The following is a 15,785-nucleotide window of genomic DNA, read 5'->3' as shown; positions in this document are numbered from 1 at the left end:
GAAGAAAGTTTTACACAGGAGGAAATAAGAGATGCAAGCAATTAGTTTAAAAAAGGGTATGGTCTTCAAGCAAGAAGGCAAGTTGATTAGAGTTTTGAAGGCAAACCACCACAAGCCGGGCAAGGGCAACACCGTTATGCAAATGGATTTGCGCGATGTAAAGAGTGGTGCAGTTGTCCACAAGACAATGCGTCCTACTGAAAAGATCGATTTGGTTGAATTAACCAAGAAAAACGCACAATATTTGTACGGCGAAGATGGCGTCTACACTTTTATGGACACCGAAACCTATGATCAATACGAAATTTCCAAGGATCAATTGGGTGATGACGTGCAATATTTGATTCCTAACATCGAAGTTTCTTTGGAATTCACTGATGAAGGCAAATTAATCGGGATCGAATTGCCATCAACGGTTGTTTTAACTGTCAAAGAAACGCAACCAGGCATCAAGGGCGCAACTGTTGCCGGCGGTGGCAAGCCAGCAACAATGGAAACCGGCTTGGTCGTTACTGTTCCTGACTTCATCAATGAAGGTGAAAAATTGGTCATCGGAACCGAAGAAGGGGATTACAAGGGCCGTGCCGATAACAACGCCAAGTTTAACTAATTGATTTAATTTTAAAAGAAAAAACGTTACTCAATCGAGTAGCGCTTTTTTAGTCAATAACTTCGTTCTTTTCGGCATCAACTTTTACTTCGTGAATTTCTGTCCCTGTCGAAACCATCACGGTCCAGACAGGAAAATCGTATTTGGAAGTTTGGGCGATAGACCAGCTGATGGCTTTTCCCGTTCCAATGTGCTTAACTGCGGTTTGACTGGCAGCAGAACGTGAAATAGTTTTTTTCAAATTAAGAGCATCGATTTCTTGGCCGATATATTCATGCCGTCGCGTGAGACCTTTAAAACTACTTTTGATGAGTACACTGCGACTGATGACATGGCTAAGTTTTTGCAAGAAAATTACGAAACCGATAAATTACTGGCGGAGATCAACAATCCGAACAGTCACTTCTTTTTCTTAATGGTGGCTGGCGAAGCGGCGGGCTACTTAAAAGTAAATGTAGGGGATGCGCAAACAGAACAGGTCAAACCCAATGCTTTTGAAGTGGAACTATGATTATATGTGGCTGGGCGTCTACGAACATAATTTTATCGAGAAAATGCTATTTAAAAACTAAAATTAGATAGAGTTTAGCGGATTCTAGCAAATAAAACTTCGATGTCAAAAGGCTTGGTAATGTAGTCGTCAAGACCTTGATCAAGTGCCGAACTGATATCGGATGTAGAATTCTTTGCCGTTAGCATAATGATTGGCACATCGCTTTGTTTGCGAATTCTTCTTAAAACCGTGATCCCATCATAAATCGGCAGCATCCAGTCAAGCAGAATCAGAGTTGGCTTTTCTTGTTCAAATTGCTCGAGTGCTTCTTTGCCATCTTGAGCCCAGACAACTTAATAGCCTTCAAATTCCAATTCGGTTTTGACAAAACTAGCAACACTTTCCTCATCTTCAACTAGGAGAATTTTTACTTTTTCATCAGCCATACAGATTTTTCCTTATTTTCAGTCTCTTTTTATTCCATAAAAAAGTGGTTGGAAAAAGTTTCCAGCCACTTCAATTGTTTTAATTATTCTTGATTCTTAAAAGTGCCGTTTTCAACGTCACGAATGAAGTCAGCCAAATGCTTGTAGTAAACGTCTGGATTATCGACCATGTGGTGGTGACCACCGTTAGGGGTAGTTACCAAACGTGAATTAGGAATCTTCTTTTGCATAATTTTAGCAGTAGCAATTGGCATTGTTTCAATTTCACCAAAAGTAAGCAAAGTAGGTACCTTGATCTTATGAAGTTGATCACGGAAGTGCCAATCCTTCAATTTACCAGTGATGACGAATTCATTGTCGCCCTGGAAGGCGTTGTAAACAGCGGTGCCACCGATATCCTTCAAGTGGTAAAGCTTAGAAGGCTGCTTGCGGTCAACGAAGTTGATGTTCAAAATTTGAACGTCGTCTTGGTAGCGTTGGTTGTCGTAGTCATTATTCTTTTCGCATTCGTGCATGAAGTCGATTTCGGTTTGTGGAAGAACTTCTTGCCGGCGACGGTTAACTGAAGCAACGTATTCGTCAATTTCATCAACCATTGAAGAAATAATGGCGCCCTTTAAGTGTTGACCATATTTAACGGCGTATTCTTGGACTAAAAGACCGCCCCAGCTTTGACCAATAAGATAGAAGTTGTCCAAGCCCAATTTTTCACGAACTTCATCAACTTCATCCAAGAAGTATTCGTAAGTCAAATATTTTTTAGCAATTTCAGGATCAGAGTAATCAGGTTGATCTGAGTAAAGGGAACCCAATTGATCGTACATTGTAACTTGAACGTCCAAGCCTTGCTTTTTCAATTGCTCAGCAGTGTCTTCCCAATATTCGTGGTTGCCGCCAGGGCCGCCGTGAAGTGCCAACAAGTGGATATCGCCGTGACCTTGAGTGTTGGTCCAAAGGTGATAGCCGTTGTCTAAAGTGATGATTTTAGTACCAGTTTTCATAGAATTCTCCTTTGTTAAATAGTGTTAAATCAATTTTACCACGTTATCGCTGATTAATTGTTTGCAGATAGTGTTGCAAATGAATGCTGTCGTAGCTGATCAAATCGATCATGCATAGATTTTCATATCCGAAGGTTTCGGTGCCGGAAAAATGCGTTCCGTCCAGCAGCTGCAAGGTCATTTCTTCCTGGCTGGCGTTAGCGACCTTGCCGATATTGATGCCATCGTATTCAAAGCTGTCAACTGTCAATAAGTGATCGCTTTTGGCAGTCTGGGCAATTTGCGCAAAAGTAGGCAGCTGGTCAAATTTGCTGGCGAAATCGCTGAGATGATAGCTGTCAAAAATATTATGCTGCTGATTATACATTGCCGCGTAATTTAGATAATTCAAATAGCTGGATTGAGTTGTAATGTTGGCAATCAGGTCTTTATTAAGCAGGGATACGGCTGCAACTTGACCGGCATTGTCCAGTCGATCGATCAAAAAATAGTGCGGGCTTTCATTGACAAGCCAGCCGCGAACGAAGTCATGTTGAAAACGGATGGGACTATCATAGCTGAAATAGATTTGAGCCAGATCAAGGTCATTATTGACATCGCCGCCATCGTTTAAAAAGTTGATGTATTTTTCCAGCAGCTTAAGCCCCACGTCATTGATGACGACTTCAACGATATCATCAATATCGACTGCGCTGCGAATTACATCATCAAAAGTTTTGCTTTTTTCCTCATAAGTAGTCAGCTGTACTTCTTCCTTGTCTAGTCCAACGATGAAGCCACCAATGCTACCGCCATTTTTAAGCCCAAGTTTGATTAAGATCTGCTTGCTGCAAGCAAAATCCAAAATTTTATCCAGATTCTTAAAATGTTGAGCCAGCAGGTCATGGTTGGCTTGGGTTAACTGGTAGGGATCATTGATTTCACCGTTTGCCAGCAAAAAGGAGAAGAGGCGCAAGTAGTCGCTGTCTTCATTTATTTCAGCGATATCGTCGATTTTTAAGAAACGCACACCGTCCTGATTGCCGGCTGGATCAAGTGCAAGGAAGGTCAGCCAGTTTTCGGTTTTGTTTAAGATATAGCCCAATAAAAATGAATTTTCGTCTTCAGAGTGCTGATATATTTCAACAAGTTTAAGTGCCATGTTAACCTCCCACGATTTTATAAATTGTATCTATTATATAGGAACAGTTTGAGAAAAGACACTATTTGCGTGTATAATGATGACAATAGACAGCGGCTTAAGGAGGAATCTATGAGTTTAAAATATGCCAAAAAAGTCAGGTTATCTGCTTCACGCTTTTAGCAGCAATTAAGGCCTGCAATATTGTATTCGTTGCTTATATGATTCAGATCATGCTGAATGCGGCTTCTTCTGGGTCACATGATTACTGGCATTTAGTTCGTTTAGCCCTTTTGACGGGATGCAGATTAAGCAGCTGGCCTATGTGACTAGTTCGGATCACAAAGAGATTTTTAATGATGTGTCTTTAGAAGTAAAACCAGGTGAAAAGGTTTTTCTGATGGCACCGAGCGGTTGAGGCAAAACTACTTTGTTGCGGCTAATGCTTGGACTTAAAAAGCCGAAAGAAGGACAAATCATTTTGAACCACAAAAATGTTAGCGGCAATTGGAAATTCATGAAGCAGGGCTTGATCAACTGGTTAAAGAACACGGCTTAGATGGCTTGGTCGGTGAAGACGGCAATAATTTATCTGGTGGTCAGATTCAGCGAGTTGAAATTGCACGTGTGCTTTTATCAGCTCGACCAATTCTATTAGCAGATGAAGCCACGAGTGCGCTTGATCCTAACTTGTCTTTGGCAATTCATAAGACTTTATTGAAGAATCCGCGAGTAGCCGTGATTGAAGTAGCGCATAAAATTTCTCCAGAAGAAAAAGCGATGTTTGATAAAATCGTTCATTTAGATAAACGCAGCATTGAGACATTAAGATAAAAATGTAGTAAATTATAGGTGTAAAGATTAGTTTTTTAAGGGAGATATTTAAAATGGCAGAACCTAAATGGTTGAAGGATATGAATCCTGATGAATATTTAAAAGAAGACTATGAAGCAAACGGCGAGGCTAAAGCAGGCACGACCATTCATGGCATTGATAAAGATGATCCTGATTGGTTAGATAAGGCTGCCAAGAAGGTTAATGCCGCAGAAGGCAATGACTATGTAAAATTAGATGCTGGTCTGATGACAGTTAACCAATTGAATTGGATGCTTAGAAATACGATTGGTGAAATGACGTTTGTTGACGATAATAACCAGCTTCTTTGGTACAATCGTCCAATTGATCCCAACTATAAGATGCTGGCAAGCAGAAAGCCATCTGATATCGGCAACGGAATCGGTAAGTGTCATCCAAAGCAAGCAACTGCAACTGCTAAGAAAGTTACGCATGCTTTGAGAACGCAGCCAGATGGTCACGATGAGGTTGAAATGCCAGTGCCTAACGGCAATCTGAAAAAATTGATTTACCACCGCTACAAGCGAGTTGAAGATGACGAAGGCAATTACGCTGGTACTTATGAATGGGTTCAAGATATTTATCCATTAGTAAAATACTTCTGCGAAACGACCGGTCAAAAATTAGTGATCGATCCGGATGCAACCACCGGTGCAACTTATCGTAGGAATTCAGATACTGATGCAGTCAGTGGCGCATCAAGCAAAGAAACTGAAAAGAAAACTGAGGAAAAGCCAGATACTTCAACTGGAGCTTCCCAACATGAATAATTGAAAAAGGCAGTCTCTTATGAGGCTGCCTTTTTTAGTTATAGATTGGCTGCTCTTGCACTGCAATGTAAAGATCAGCCATTTGATCATTTCTAAAATTAGATAGTTGGGGATAAACGGAATTGTGGATCGCTTGATAGCCATATGGCATGTGATAATGGATCAGTCTTTTTAAGTGGTGAGTTGGCAAATTGCATTTGTTTTTGATTCTCGTTGAATATTTGCCGACATGATTGCCGTAGAGATCATAGTAAATAAGGTTGATTTGCAGGGGATGTTCTTTTTTCATAAGCAAACCTTTCTGTGAAATATGACATCGTGTCACTTTTAACTAACATTATATGATATTTGGATCTCCTGTCAAAAAATAAAACTGCTGCCAAGGGTAGCAAAAATGTCATCAGAATACAAGTCTTTATTTTTATTTCACACAATACTAAACTAGATGTCGAGGCTTTTTCTGGAAAAAAGCGGAAAAGGCACAAGATGTTGTATATTAGTTCACACCTTGTGAACCTAAAGTATTGAGGAGAGATTTTATGCAAACTAATAAGAATGAGAATTATTTTGTCTGGCTATGGAACCAGCTTAAGGGTTGGCCAATTCAGAACTACTGCTTGTGGTTCTTTGCTTTTGGTTTCCAATTGGCAATTTTATTGCAAACTAAGATGACCAGTGTTACTGTGATTACTTTTATCGGTACTTTATTAGGTACTCTTTGTGTTTTGGCAATTAATGCTACCAAGGCAATTAACGGCTGGTTAGGTTTGATCTCAGCTGCCTGCTTTATTTATGCAGGTTGGTCAGCTAAGAACTACTTATCAATTTTTGAGCAAATTGCTTATATTGCTACCTTGGACTTGCCAGTTATCTTGGCTGTTAAGTCCTGGAATAATGATACCAAGAACCACTTGCGGAAATTTGGCGCTAAGGAATGGGTAATTGCCATCGTTGGTACGCTTGCCGTTTACTTGGTTTCTGGTTTCTTGATTGGCAAATTTACCAATGATCCTCGTCCCTGGATTGATGCAATCAGTTTTGCAATTTCTCTTACTGCTGGCATTATGTGCTTTATGCGTTATAACAACCAATACTTCTGGTGGACAGCCAGCGGCATTTTCCAATTGATTCTTTGGAGCGTAACCTTTGCTCAAGGCGATTCAACTTTAGCCATGGCTGTTAACTCATTGATTTATGTAATTAACGATATTTTAGCCTTTACAGTTTCGCCGTGGTTCAATATGGGTCGACGTCGTGAAGGATTGAAAGAAATCAAAAAATAATTTTTAAAATAAAAACGGATTAAATAAATAGTTAACGATAGTAATATTTATTCGATCATTGAAGCAAATGGGATTTGTTCTCATTTGCTTTTTTGATAGCTGTAAAAATATTAATGGATAAATTAATGGAAAATAATATATTAAGAATATTTAAAAGCGGGTTCAAAGAGATAACATATATTAAATGAATATTATATACTATAAGTGCTAATAAGTGACATAATGTCACACTCCATGTTAATAAATGTTTTTAACAGAAAATGAGGTATAATTTTATGGTTTCAAGAAAAATTTGTTAGAAAAAATCCGCAAAATTGAAGAAAAAAATGAACATCATTCAATTCGCAAATTCGCAATGGGTGCGGCCTCCGTTTTGATTGGTTTGACTTTTATGGGTTCAAACAGTCGTCCTGTAAAATCTTCAAAAACAAAAAAGAATTAATCTGAAATTGTTTTGGTTGAAAGCCAAAGCACTGTATAATTCAGATGATCAAAGAGTTAAAGATGTACGACAAGAATGGCAATTTTAATGGTGATATTCTTTATGCCGATAAGGACAACGAATTGCTTTATGATGGTAAATTTGAAAATGATGTTGAAAAACAATTAGTAATCAGCCTTTGGGGCGATAAGATTCGCTTTAGCAATGAATTGGGCTCAGCTTGGGAAACATTTTCAACAACTGTTCCTAAGTTGACCTTCGAAGGTGAAAAGTCGGTTGAGACTACTAAGCCAGAAGGGATTACGATTACTTGGCAGCCAGGTGAATTGGTATTGAATAAGAATTCCAACGTTCATGTTCACTACTTCGACGTTCATGAAGAAGCTAAAAATGGCGTGACAGACTTTAATCCAGACCATGGTTTTGAATTGACTGATCAACTGCAAAGTCTCACTCACTTGGCAATTGGCGATAATTATGAAAATGAATTGTGGGACTGGGAAAGTGCCAACTATGCCTCTGCCAGAACAAACAGATTCAAATGACAATAGTGAAACGGTAACGCCAAAAGCACAAGAAAAAATAAGTTAGATTTATCTAATCAAGAAGGTCACTAGCACAAAAGCTGGTGGCTTTTTTGTATGTTAAAATAAGATTAAAAATGAAAGGTGGCAACAAAATGTCAGATTACGATGCAAAATATATTGAAGAAAAGTTTATTCAATATGCCAAAATGAACACGCGCTCAAATGAAAACAGCAAGGCCGTACCTACAACCCCTGGCCAGGTGGTTTTGCTTAAAGAACTCGCAAATGAAATTAAAAAATTAGGGCTTACAGATGTTTCTTATTCAGACAAAGATGCGTATGTAGTCGGCAAAATTCCCGCAAACAGCGATAAAAAAGTTGCCGCAATTGGCTTCGTCGCTCACGTAGATACTGCCGACTTTAATGCCGAAAATATTCAGCCACAGATTCATGAAAACTATGACGGAAAAGACATCGATTTGGGTCACGTCGTAACTCTGTCGGCCAAAGAATTTCCATCATTAAAGAAAGTGATCGGGCAAACTCTGATCACGGCTTCCGGTGATACCCTTCTGGGTGCTGATGACAAGGCTGGAATCGCTGGCCTTCTTGGCATGGCAAAATACTTGCATGAAAATCCTGCAGTTAAGCATGGCGATATTTGGCTTGCCTTTGGTCCTGATGAAGAAATCGGCATGGGTGCGGCCCGCTTTGACGTAAGTCGTTTTCCAGTTGAATTTGCTTATACCCTTGATAACGGCAATCCTGGCGATATTGCCTATGAAACTTTTAACGCAGCCGCTGCCAAAATTACTTTCAGAGGTACCGTTGTTCATCCTGGAGAAGCATACGGTTTAATGGTTAATGCGGCCTTGATGGCAAATGAATTTATGGATGGTTTGCCGCAAGATTTTGTCCCAGAAAAAAGCAAGGACTATCAAGGCTACATCCTAGTCTTAAATAATAATGGCAATGTTGATCATGCAGAGATCAATTTAATCATCCGCGACTTCGATACGGATCACTATCTCAAGATGAAAAAGTTGGTTAAAGATTTAACAGGGAAATTGAATGAAAAATATGGCGCAAATCGTGTAAACCTCGAAATGCATGATCAATATTGTTCACCTGGCGATTTGATTAAAAATAATCCATATGTGGTCAATTTGGTTCATCATGCCTATGCCAAGATGGGGCTGCCTGTTCATCACATTCCTTTCCGTGGTGGAACAGATGGCGATTTTATCAGTGAAAAAGGCATCCCTACGCCAAATTTGTTTAATGGCGGAGCTAATTTCCACGGGCGCTATGAATATGTCACGGTTGAGAACATGCTTTTATTGGCAAAAACGCTAACAGCGATTGCAACTACGCATCTAGAAATGGACGGCAATCGTGATGAAACGCCACTTAAGAGGTAAAAATGACTTTTTATACTTTAAAATACATTGAAAATAATCAAAACAACAATCAAACTATTTTGTATATTTTGATGCTGGTTGCGGCCGCAGCAATGATTATTTTTACTATTTTATATGTTCGCGATCTCGGAATTATCGCTTTGCTCTTTTTGCTCTTGTTTGCCGCTGCGCAATATGAAAAATACGTTCAAATCAATACTCAAAAATCGCAAGCGACGCAGATCATTCCCTTTAATTAGCGATGGGCAGATTAATCAGGATGTTTTGGAACTAATCCATAAAGATGAATCTTGGTTAACGCAAGAAGTTAAACAGGCGGGTTATAATAATGTGAGTGATATCTTTTTAGGCGAGTATATTAGTGGTCAACTTCGTTTGACTGGCTATTCTAACCATCAGAAAGGGAGCAAATAATGACGGATTTTACTAAAGCAAAAAAGTGGCTCAATGATGCCGATGCGGTAATTGTCACTGCCGGTAATGGCATGGCTCGTGAAGAAGGACTCGATATTTTAAGCGAGGAAAACTTCGATGACTTATACGGTGATGTTGCTGAAAAGTATGATGTCCATACGATTGGGGATGCACTTGATAAAAAATTTGCTTCTTGGACAGAGCAATGGACTTTTTGGAGTCAATTGATTAATAATTACTCTTTGAATTATGAGCCGAGTGAAAGCATGCTGGCATTAAAGAAGCTACTTAAGGGTAAGGAATATTTTATTGCCACCAGTACTTTCGCACACTTTTTTGAAAATGCGGGATTTAATGAAAATCGCATCTTCAATGCTTTTGGTGATTGGACAAAAATGCAATGCTCAAGCGGCATTAATCATGGATTGAAGGATGATCGCGAAGTAGTTAGACAGTTTATCGCTGCCGGAAAAAATGCGACAGAAGATTTGGTACCAAAATGTGAGGTCTGCAACAGCGAGATGGAATTGCACATGCCACTAAATGCGCATTTTTACCCAGATACTGATGCGAATGCGCGTATGCGTTGGTTCTTAACTGGCAATGAAGATAAAAAAGTCGCAATTTTGGAATTAGGCGTAGATGAAACCAGTCCGCAATTGCTGGATCCAATGGTCAAATTGGTTGAGCAATTCGGTGATTGGCATTATCTTGCTGCTGATTTAAGACAAGATGATTTGCCGGACGATTTGCAAAAGCGAAGTCTTGCCTTTGATAGCAACAGCCATGATTTATTAATGAATTTAGCAAAGTAGGATTTTATGAGTATTGAAGTAAAAAATGGGGTTTTGCATATTCCTGGTGCAGAAGATAAACTCCGCCAAAAGGGGATGGAAACGCCCGCCTTCTTGCAGGACTATACCTTGCTCGATATTGAAACAACCGGTTTGAGTCCATACCGCGATCGCGTTACTGAATTAGGTGCGATCAAAGTTAGAAATGGTGAAATTGTCGATGAATACAGCCATTTGGTTGCTTATGACAAATCAAACTGCGTACCAGCATTTATTACCAAATTAAATGGCATTACTGAAGAGAAAATCATTAATGAAGGCATTCCAGTAGCTGAAGCGATTCATGATTTTCGGCAATTTATTGGCGATGATGTCATTATTGGCTACAACGTAAATTTTGATTTGAACTTTATTTATGATTTGGCCAAAAAATATCACTTGCCAGAGTTAAATAATAATTATGTAGATGTCTTGCGTTTAGCGCGAGCATATTATCCTAAAGAGCGGCATAATCGCTTGATTGATTGCATGCAGCGGGCCGGAATTGCACAGGTAGAGCAGCACCGTGGATTAGATGATTCAATTGATACGAAAAAAGTCTATGATGATTTTCACGCTCATTTCACGCCAAATTTGCTTGTACAGGCACAAAAGAAAATCAAAAACTTTTCTTTAACTGATGAAAAACTATCTCCGTGGCAGATTGGTTTTCGCAATCCGGTTAATAACAAAAAGATCGTTTTAACTGATCATTTAAAGATGAATTTGGAAGATGCCAATAAGATGATTGATAACTTGGGCGGACAAGCTCAAGGACGGCTAGCAATGGAAACCAATTACCTGATTTTAGGCGATCATGACTTCTTTAGTCGTGATAATAATGATTTGAATAAGGCTCAAGAATTGAATCACGAAGGTGCGGATATTAAGCACTTATCAGAAAGCTTTTTCTTAAATATGCTTGATAATTGGGCAAGAAGTTAGGAGCAAAAAATGGCACGACGCAGAAAGAGAAGACGCAAGAACAGTTCGCTGCTCACTGCTTTGATCGTAATTGTTGCTGCAATATGGGGCATTTATACCAAGGGCGGCAGTGTTCCCAATGGCGTTAATTTAACTTCAACTACTTCGAGCACGAGTTCAAAAACCAGCAATAAAATCAACAATGCACAAAAGGCTCAAACCTCTTATGGCGGTTTATCGAAGACGGATTATCAGAAATTGGCTAAATTGAATTTTAAAAGCGGTTCGAAGGCCTATATTACGGTCAACAATGATCATTCGACTTTGATTAAAAATGCCTGGAAAGTTAACAGGGTTATTTATGCTAATTTGGATTCGCTTAATCGAACATCGCATTCAAATACGGGTTTTCTGGAAAAAAGAAACGTTGCCAATGATTCTTTGCGCGTGCGGCAGTACATTGATCCTACGGGCTGGCACTACAACAGTCGCAATGGCACACAAATATACAATCGAGGTCACCTGATTGCCTATTCTGTCTCTGCTGGAATCGATCAAAACGGTAACTATAATCCAAATAATCAATCCGGTGATCAGAACAATCCAAAGAATTTGTTTACTCAAACGGCCTTTTCCAACCAAAAGATTCAGACAATTTTTGAAAGCAAGGTCAGGAAAGCTTTGCGTGAAAACAAAAAGGTGATCTATCAAGCAACGCCAATTTTCAGAGGCAATGAATTAATGGCTCGCGGCATTAACTTACAGGCTATTTCAACAGATGGCAGTCTAGATTTTAATGTTTATCTGTACAACGTTCAGCCGGATTATGTTTTCAATTATGCAAATGGCCGTGCCAAAGTTGATCGGTCGATGCAGGTAAAGGAATAGTAGAGTAAAATAGACATAAAGATTTATAAAAAAAGAGGAAGTTTTATGAAAAAAGATAATTGTACGGCAATGTTAGTCGGTAAGGATGCTTCAATCGATGGGTCAACCATGATTGCTCGTGACGAGGACGGTTACGGTGGCATTAATGAAAAGCTTTTTGTTGTAAACAAGGCCCGTCATTATGATGAAGACTATGTTTCCAAATACAATGGCTTTAAGATGCATTTGATTGGCGATGGCTGTCGCTATACTGCAGCGCCAACTGCCGATGATTCAGAAGGCCGCTGGGATGAACAAGGCATTAATGAATATAATGTTGCTATGTCTTCAACTGAAACTGAAGCAACCAATGCTCGCTGCCTTGGCCATGATCCTCTTGTTGAAAACGGGATTGATGAAGATTCAATGCTTTATCTGGTTTTGCCATTTGTTAAGACGGCTCGTGAAGGGGTAAAGCGTTTGGGTCAATTGATCGAAAAGTATGGTACTGGTGAAACCAACGGCATCGCTTTTTCTGATCATGATGAAGTTTGGTACCTTGAAACAGCTGCAGGTCACCAATGGGTGGCTGCTCGCGTACCTGATGATTCATACGCAATTTGTCCTAATATTATGGTGATTCAAAACGTTGATTTTGATGATCCAGATAACTTTATGTATGCTTCAACGATTCGTGATTTTGTTGAAAAGCATCATTTGAATCCTGCTCAAGATGGCGGCTTTAACTTCCGTGATATTTTTGGCACAAAAGACGAAGCTGATGCTTTCTACAACACTCCACGTACTTGGTATGGTCAAAAATTGTTCAACCCAAGCATTGAGCAAGATCCAACCAGTCAAGAAATGCCATTTACTCGCGTTCCTGAAAAGAAAATTGGCGTAGAAGACGTGCAAAAGTTCTTGACCAGCCACTACAACGGTACCCCTTATGATCCAATGGATACTTTCTCATCCGGGGATGAAAAGCAGCAAAAGATGTTCCGCTCAATTGCCTTGGACCGTAATCAAGAATCCAGCATCTTGCAAATCAGAAATGATGTTCCAAAAGAAATGGCTGCCATTCAATGGGTAAATATGGGCTTTTACTGCTACTCACCTTACGTACCTTTCTATGCCAACATCAACGACACGCCAGCCAATTACAAGGTTGCTGATCATATGGTTGATCCTGATAAGAGTGCTTACTGGATGTACAAGACTTTGCAAGTATTAGTTGAGCCACGCTACCATCAATATATTTATCAAGTAAATGCCTACCGTGATGATTGCCAAGCTTGTGCTTTAGCTCATATTGATGAGACTGACCCTAAGGCTAAAGAACTCAAGGGTGAAGAATTGACTAAGTTTTTAACTGCCGCCAATGAAAAGACAGCCGCTGAAATTACGGAAAAGACCAAAAAGTTAATGAGCGCCTTGGTTCGTCAGGCTTTGAATTCTTCCAAGTACCAATTTGAACGTGGCGATAATTTATAAAAGAATCTTATTTAAGATTGTTAAATTGATCGTTCGGAAAAAATATTTTGATTTATTTTGAAATTAAGTAAAAAGACCATTGTAAAAGCAATGATCTTTTTTTGTGCTTAACGATAAATAAGACACAATATCTTGTAAAAGCAAATAATAACTTGCAGCTTTGCTAAATAGTTAATATATAGCCTAAAAAAGCAGAACATTTCACAAACAAACAGAAAGAAACTTCTGTAAAGTACGAATCATTATGAAAATAAATTTGTGATTTTGATCGGAATATAATAGAATTAATTAAGAATTTATAGAAAATTATCAAGATATTGTGGTGTGTAACTAATGAATGATGAAAATTTTGTTCAAGTAAAGAACCTACGCAAGGTTTATGAAAACGGCCATGAAGCAATCAAAGACGTTAGTTTTTCCGTTAAAAAAGGCGATCTGGTCTGCTTATTAGGCCCTTCCGGCTGTGGAAAGACGACCATTTTGAATATGCTGGCTGGTCTTCTTACACCAACTAGCGGTGACATTTTATTTGATGGCAAGTCGGTAGTTAAAACCGCGCCTAAGGATCGGCAAATCGGTTATGTTTTCCAGAACTATGCCCTATATCCGCATATGACTGTTTTGCAAAACGTTATGTTTCCATTAACGGTCGGCAAGAATAAGCGTCCTAAGGCTGAAGCTGAAAAGGTTGCTAGAAAGTACATGAATTTAACGCAGATTGATGAATTTGCGGATCAAAAACCTGGTCAGCTTTCCGGTGGTCAACAGCAGCGTGTAGCGATTGCCCGTGCCTTGGTGCAAGAACCTAAGATCTTGCTTATGGATGAACCATTGAGCAATTTGGATGCTCGTTTGCGGTTAAAGATTCGTGAAGAAATTCGTTCATTAGTCAAAAAAGTTGGCATTACGACTTTATTTGTTACACATGATCAAGAAGAAGCTTTGTCGATCGGTGATAAGATCATTCTGTTCAATGACGGCGTGATTCAACAAGATGATTTGGTTCAAAACTTCTACTTGGAACCAAATAATTACTTTGTTGCTAACTTTGTTGGCAATCCAGTAATTGACAACTTCTCGGTTGAAGTCAAAGATGGTAAAGTTACTGGCTCAGATTTTGAAATTGCAGTCAGTGATTTGAAACAAGACCGTTTTAAGCATGAATTAAAAGATGGCAAATATGTTTTGTCAGTTAGACCTGAAAATATTTTGCCAGATGAAAGTGGAAACGTTAAGGTCACAATTCAAGATATTGAATTGATAGGTCGTGAACGTATTTTGAAATTCAATCATGATGGCATTCAAGCTCGTTCTTTGGTTGATTTGGAAACTCCAATTAAGGCAGGAGACAATATCAACCTTAAAATGCGACTTGATCGCATCTTCATCTTTACCCCAGAAGGGGAGCGTGTTTACTAATGAAGCAAAATCAAAAGCGGGCTTGGCTCTTTCTGGCTCCAACCATTATTTTTGTAACGGGCTTTAGTATTTTTCCAATTTTGCGAGCCTTTGTTATGAGTTTTCAAGGTGGACCGTTAATTGCCTTGGATTGGACGGGCTTTAGCAATTATCAGTATATTTTCAAAGATCCCGAGTTCTGGACGGCAATCAAGAACACTATTATTTATGCTTTGGTTTCTGTACCAGTAGCTTTAGCGATCTCGATTATGCTGGCTTGGTTGATTTTCAGCAAGGTGAAGAGAAAGTCTTTCTTTGAAACTACTTTCTTCATGCCATATGTTACAAGTACGATTGCGATCGGTATTGTCTTTCGCTATATTTTCAATGGTGACTATGGTTTGCTCAACTTCGTTTTGAAAGCATTGCATTTGCCTGCACCTAACTGGATTGATGATCCTTCAATGTCATTAACGACGATCATTATTTTTGGTGTTTGGACAAGCTTGGCTTTTAACATTGTTATCTTGATGGGTGCCTTGAGAAATATTGATCCTAATTATTACACGATTGCTGATATGTATGGGGCAAGCGGTACCGAAAAGTTTTGGCGGATTACTATGCCGCAGTTGATTCCAACGATCGCTTTCTTATTAACGATGAATATTATCGCAGCCTTCAAAGTTTATACTTCAGTATATGCCTTGTTCAATGGGCAAGCCGGCGTCGGCAACTCTGCGACGACTGCAGTGTTCTACATCTATAACAAATTCCAGATTGTTGGTACGCCAGGTGTAGCGATGGCTGCCACTGTTGTGTTATTCTTGACCATTTTGTTTATTACTTTCTTGCAGCGCAAGATGATGAAAAAGATTGGAGAGCAGTAA

Annotated in this window: 17 protein-coding genes and 4 pseudogenes; 16 read left to right on the top strand and 5 right to left on the bottom strand. The window is 39.2% G+C overall.

Annotated elements, in window-relative coordinates; genetic code table 11:
- Positions 1–31: 31 nt before the first annotated feature.
- Positions 32–610 (top strand): elongation factor P, encoded by a 579-nt coding sequence (efp, locus tag D0Z64_RS06135; protein WP_006352019.1) that lies wholly within the window; start codon positions 32–34, stop codon positions 608–610.
- Positions 611–659: 49 nt separating this feature from the next.
- Here the strand turns inward: efp and D0Z64_RS06130 are convergent, their stop codons facing one another.
- Positions 660–851, bottom strand: a complete 192-nt coding sequence (locus D0Z64_RS06130) for a hypothetical protein (RefSeq protein WP_006352020.1) — start codon at positions 849–851, stop codon at positions 660–662.
- A gap of 18 nt (positions 852–869) precedes the next feature.
- On the opposite strand from D0Z64_RS06130, the gene D0Z64_RS06125 reads away from it, so the two are divergent.
- On the top strand, positions 870–1,121 hold the full coding sequence (locus D0Z64_RS06125) for a hypothetical protein (RefSeq protein ID WP_236943509.1): 252 nt from the start codon (positions 870–872) through the stop codon (positions 1,119–1,121).
- A gap of 77 nt (positions 1,122–1,198) precedes the next feature.
- Here D0Z64_RS06125 and D0Z64_RS06120 read toward each other — a convergent pair.
- The 3 genes and pseudogenes from D0Z64_RS06120 to D0Z64_RS06110 form a co-directional block, all read right to left on the bottom strand.
- Positions 1,199–1,549: pseudogene (locus tag D0Z64_RS06120) on the bottom strand (response regulator transcription factor); the annotation flags it as partial.
- Between the two features lie 83 nt (positions 1,550–1,632).
- The gene (locus D0Z64_RS06115) at positions 1,633–2,550 is read right to left on the bottom strand and encodes a prolyl aminopeptidase (RefSeq protein ID WP_080881715.1); all 918 of its coding nucleotides are present in this window, start codon (positions 2,548–2,550) and stop codon (positions 1,633–1,635) included.
- Positions 2,551–2,593: 43 nt separating this feature from the next.
- Positions 2,594–3,691, bottom strand: a complete 1,098-nt coding sequence (locus tag D0Z64_RS06110; RefSeq protein ID WP_080881714.1) for a hypothetical protein — start codon at positions 3,689–3,691, stop codon at positions 2,594–2,596.
- A gap of 271 nt (positions 3,692–3,962) precedes the next feature.
- Here D0Z64_RS06110 and D0Z64_RS06105 point away from each other — a divergent pair.
- Both D0Z64_RS06105 and D0Z64_RS06100 read left to right on the top strand, forming a co-directional pair.
- A pseudogene (locus D0Z64_RS06105) lies at positions 3,963–4,504 on the top strand (ABC transporter ATP-binding protein); the annotation flags it as partial.
- Between the two features lie 53 nt (positions 4,505–4,557).
- Positions 4,558–5,295 carry a PAS domain-containing protein gene (locus D0Z64_RS06100; RefSeq protein ID WP_080881713.1) on the top strand — a complete coding sequence of 246 codons (738 nt, stop codon included), beginning with the start codon at positions 4,558–4,560 and terminating at the stop codon, positions 5,293–5,295.
- 34 nt (positions 5,296–5,329) lie between these two features.
- Here the strand turns inward: D0Z64_RS06100 and D0Z64_RS06095 are convergent, their stop codons facing one another.
- A complete protein-coding gene (locus tag D0Z64_RS06095; protein WP_080881712.1) occupies positions 5,330–5,584 on the bottom strand; it encodes a hypothetical protein in 255 nt (84 codons plus the stop codon).
- 250 nt (positions 5,585–5,834) lie between these two features.
- Here D0Z64_RS06095 and pnuC point away from each other — a divergent pair, with 250 nt between their 5' ends.
- The 12 genes and pseudogenes from pnuC (at position 5,835) to D0Z64_RS06035 (ending at position 15,785) form a co-directional block, all read left to right on the top strand.
- Positions 5,835–6,578 (top strand): nicotinamide riboside transporter PnuC, encoded by a 744-nt coding sequence (gene pnuC / locus D0Z64_RS06090; RefSeq protein ID WP_080881711.1) that lies wholly within the window; start codon positions 5,835–5,837, stop codon positions 6,576–6,578.
- A gap of 292 nt (positions 6,579–6,870) precedes the next feature.
- The gene (locus D0Z64_RS06085) at positions 6,871–7,020 is read left to right on the top strand and encodes a YSIRK-type signal peptide-containing protein (protein ID WP_080881710.1); all 150 of its coding nucleotides are present in this window, start codon (positions 6,871–6,873) and stop codon (positions 7,018–7,020) included.
- A 62-nt stretch (positions 7,021–7,082) separates the two neighbouring features.
- On the top strand, positions 7,083–7,565 hold the full coding sequence (locus tag D0Z64_RS06080) for a hypothetical protein (RefSeq protein WP_080881709.1): 483 nt from the start codon (positions 7,083–7,085) through the stop codon (positions 7,563–7,565).
- Positions 7,566–7,699: 134 nt separating this feature from the next.
- Positions 7,700–8,968, top strand: a complete 1,269-nt coding sequence (gene pepT / locus D0Z64_RS06075) for a peptidase T (protein ID WP_080881901.1) — start codon at positions 7,700–7,702, stop codon at positions 8,966–8,968.
- A gap of 2 nt (positions 8,969–8,970) precedes the next feature.
- Positions 8,971–9,201 (top strand): annotated as a pseudogene (locus D0Z64_RS08555) (DUF3290 family protein); the annotation flags it as partial.
- Positions 9,194–9,382 (top strand): annotated as a pseudogene (locus tag D0Z64_RS06065) (YetF domain-containing protein); the annotation flags it as partial. The pseudogenes D0Z64_RS08555 and D0Z64_RS06065, both read left to right, overlap by 8 nt.
- On the top strand, positions 9,382–10,197 hold the full coding sequence (locus D0Z64_RS06060; RefSeq protein WP_080881706.1) for an SIR2 family NAD-dependent protein deacylase: 816 nt from the start codon (positions 9,382–9,384) through the stop codon (positions 10,195–10,197). The pseudogene D0Z64_RS06065 and the gene D0Z64_RS06060, both read left to right, overlap by 1 nt.
- 6 nt (positions 10,198–10,203) lie before the next feature.
- The gene (locus D0Z64_RS06055; protein WP_080881705.1) at positions 10,204–11,160 is read left to right on the top strand and encodes an exonuclease domain-containing protein; all 957 of its coding nucleotides are present in this window, start codon (positions 10,204–10,206) and stop codon (positions 11,158–11,160) included.
- A 9-nt stretch (positions 11,161–11,169) separates the two neighbouring features.
- Positions 11,170–12,027 (top strand): DNA/RNA non-specific endonuclease, encoded by an 858-nt coding sequence (locus D0Z64_RS06050; protein WP_006352038.1) that lies wholly within the window; start codon positions 11,170–11,172, stop codon positions 12,025–12,027.
- 45 nt (positions 12,028–12,072) lie between these two features.
- A complete protein-coding gene (locus tag D0Z64_RS06045) occupies positions 12,073–13,500 on the top strand; it encodes a C69 family dipeptidase (protein WP_080881704.1) in 1,428 nt (475 codons plus the stop codon).
- 333 nt (positions 13,501–13,833) lie between these two features.
- The gene (locus D0Z64_RS06040; RefSeq protein ID WP_080881703.1) at positions 13,834–14,919 is read left to right on the top strand and encodes an ABC transporter ATP-binding protein; all 1,086 of its coding nucleotides are present in this window, start codon (positions 13,834–13,836) and stop codon (positions 14,917–14,919) included.
- Positions 14,919–15,785: a carbohydrate ABC transporter permease gene (locus D0Z64_RS06035; protein ID WP_080881702.1), complete on the top strand. Its 867-nt coding sequence runs from the start codon at positions 14,919–14,921 to the stop codon at positions 15,783–15,785. The genes D0Z64_RS06040 and D0Z64_RS06035 overlap by 1 nt, the downstream gene beginning before the upstream one ends.

It is taken from the genome of Lactobacillus amylolyticus (assembly GCF_003999355.1).
GTDB classification, from domain to species: Bacteria; Bacillota; Bacilli; order Lactobacillales; family Lactobacillaceae; genus Lactobacillus; species Lactobacillus amylolyticus.
Note: the sequence above shows the minus strand (reverse complement) of the source record. Positions and strands in the feature narration are given on the sequence as shown.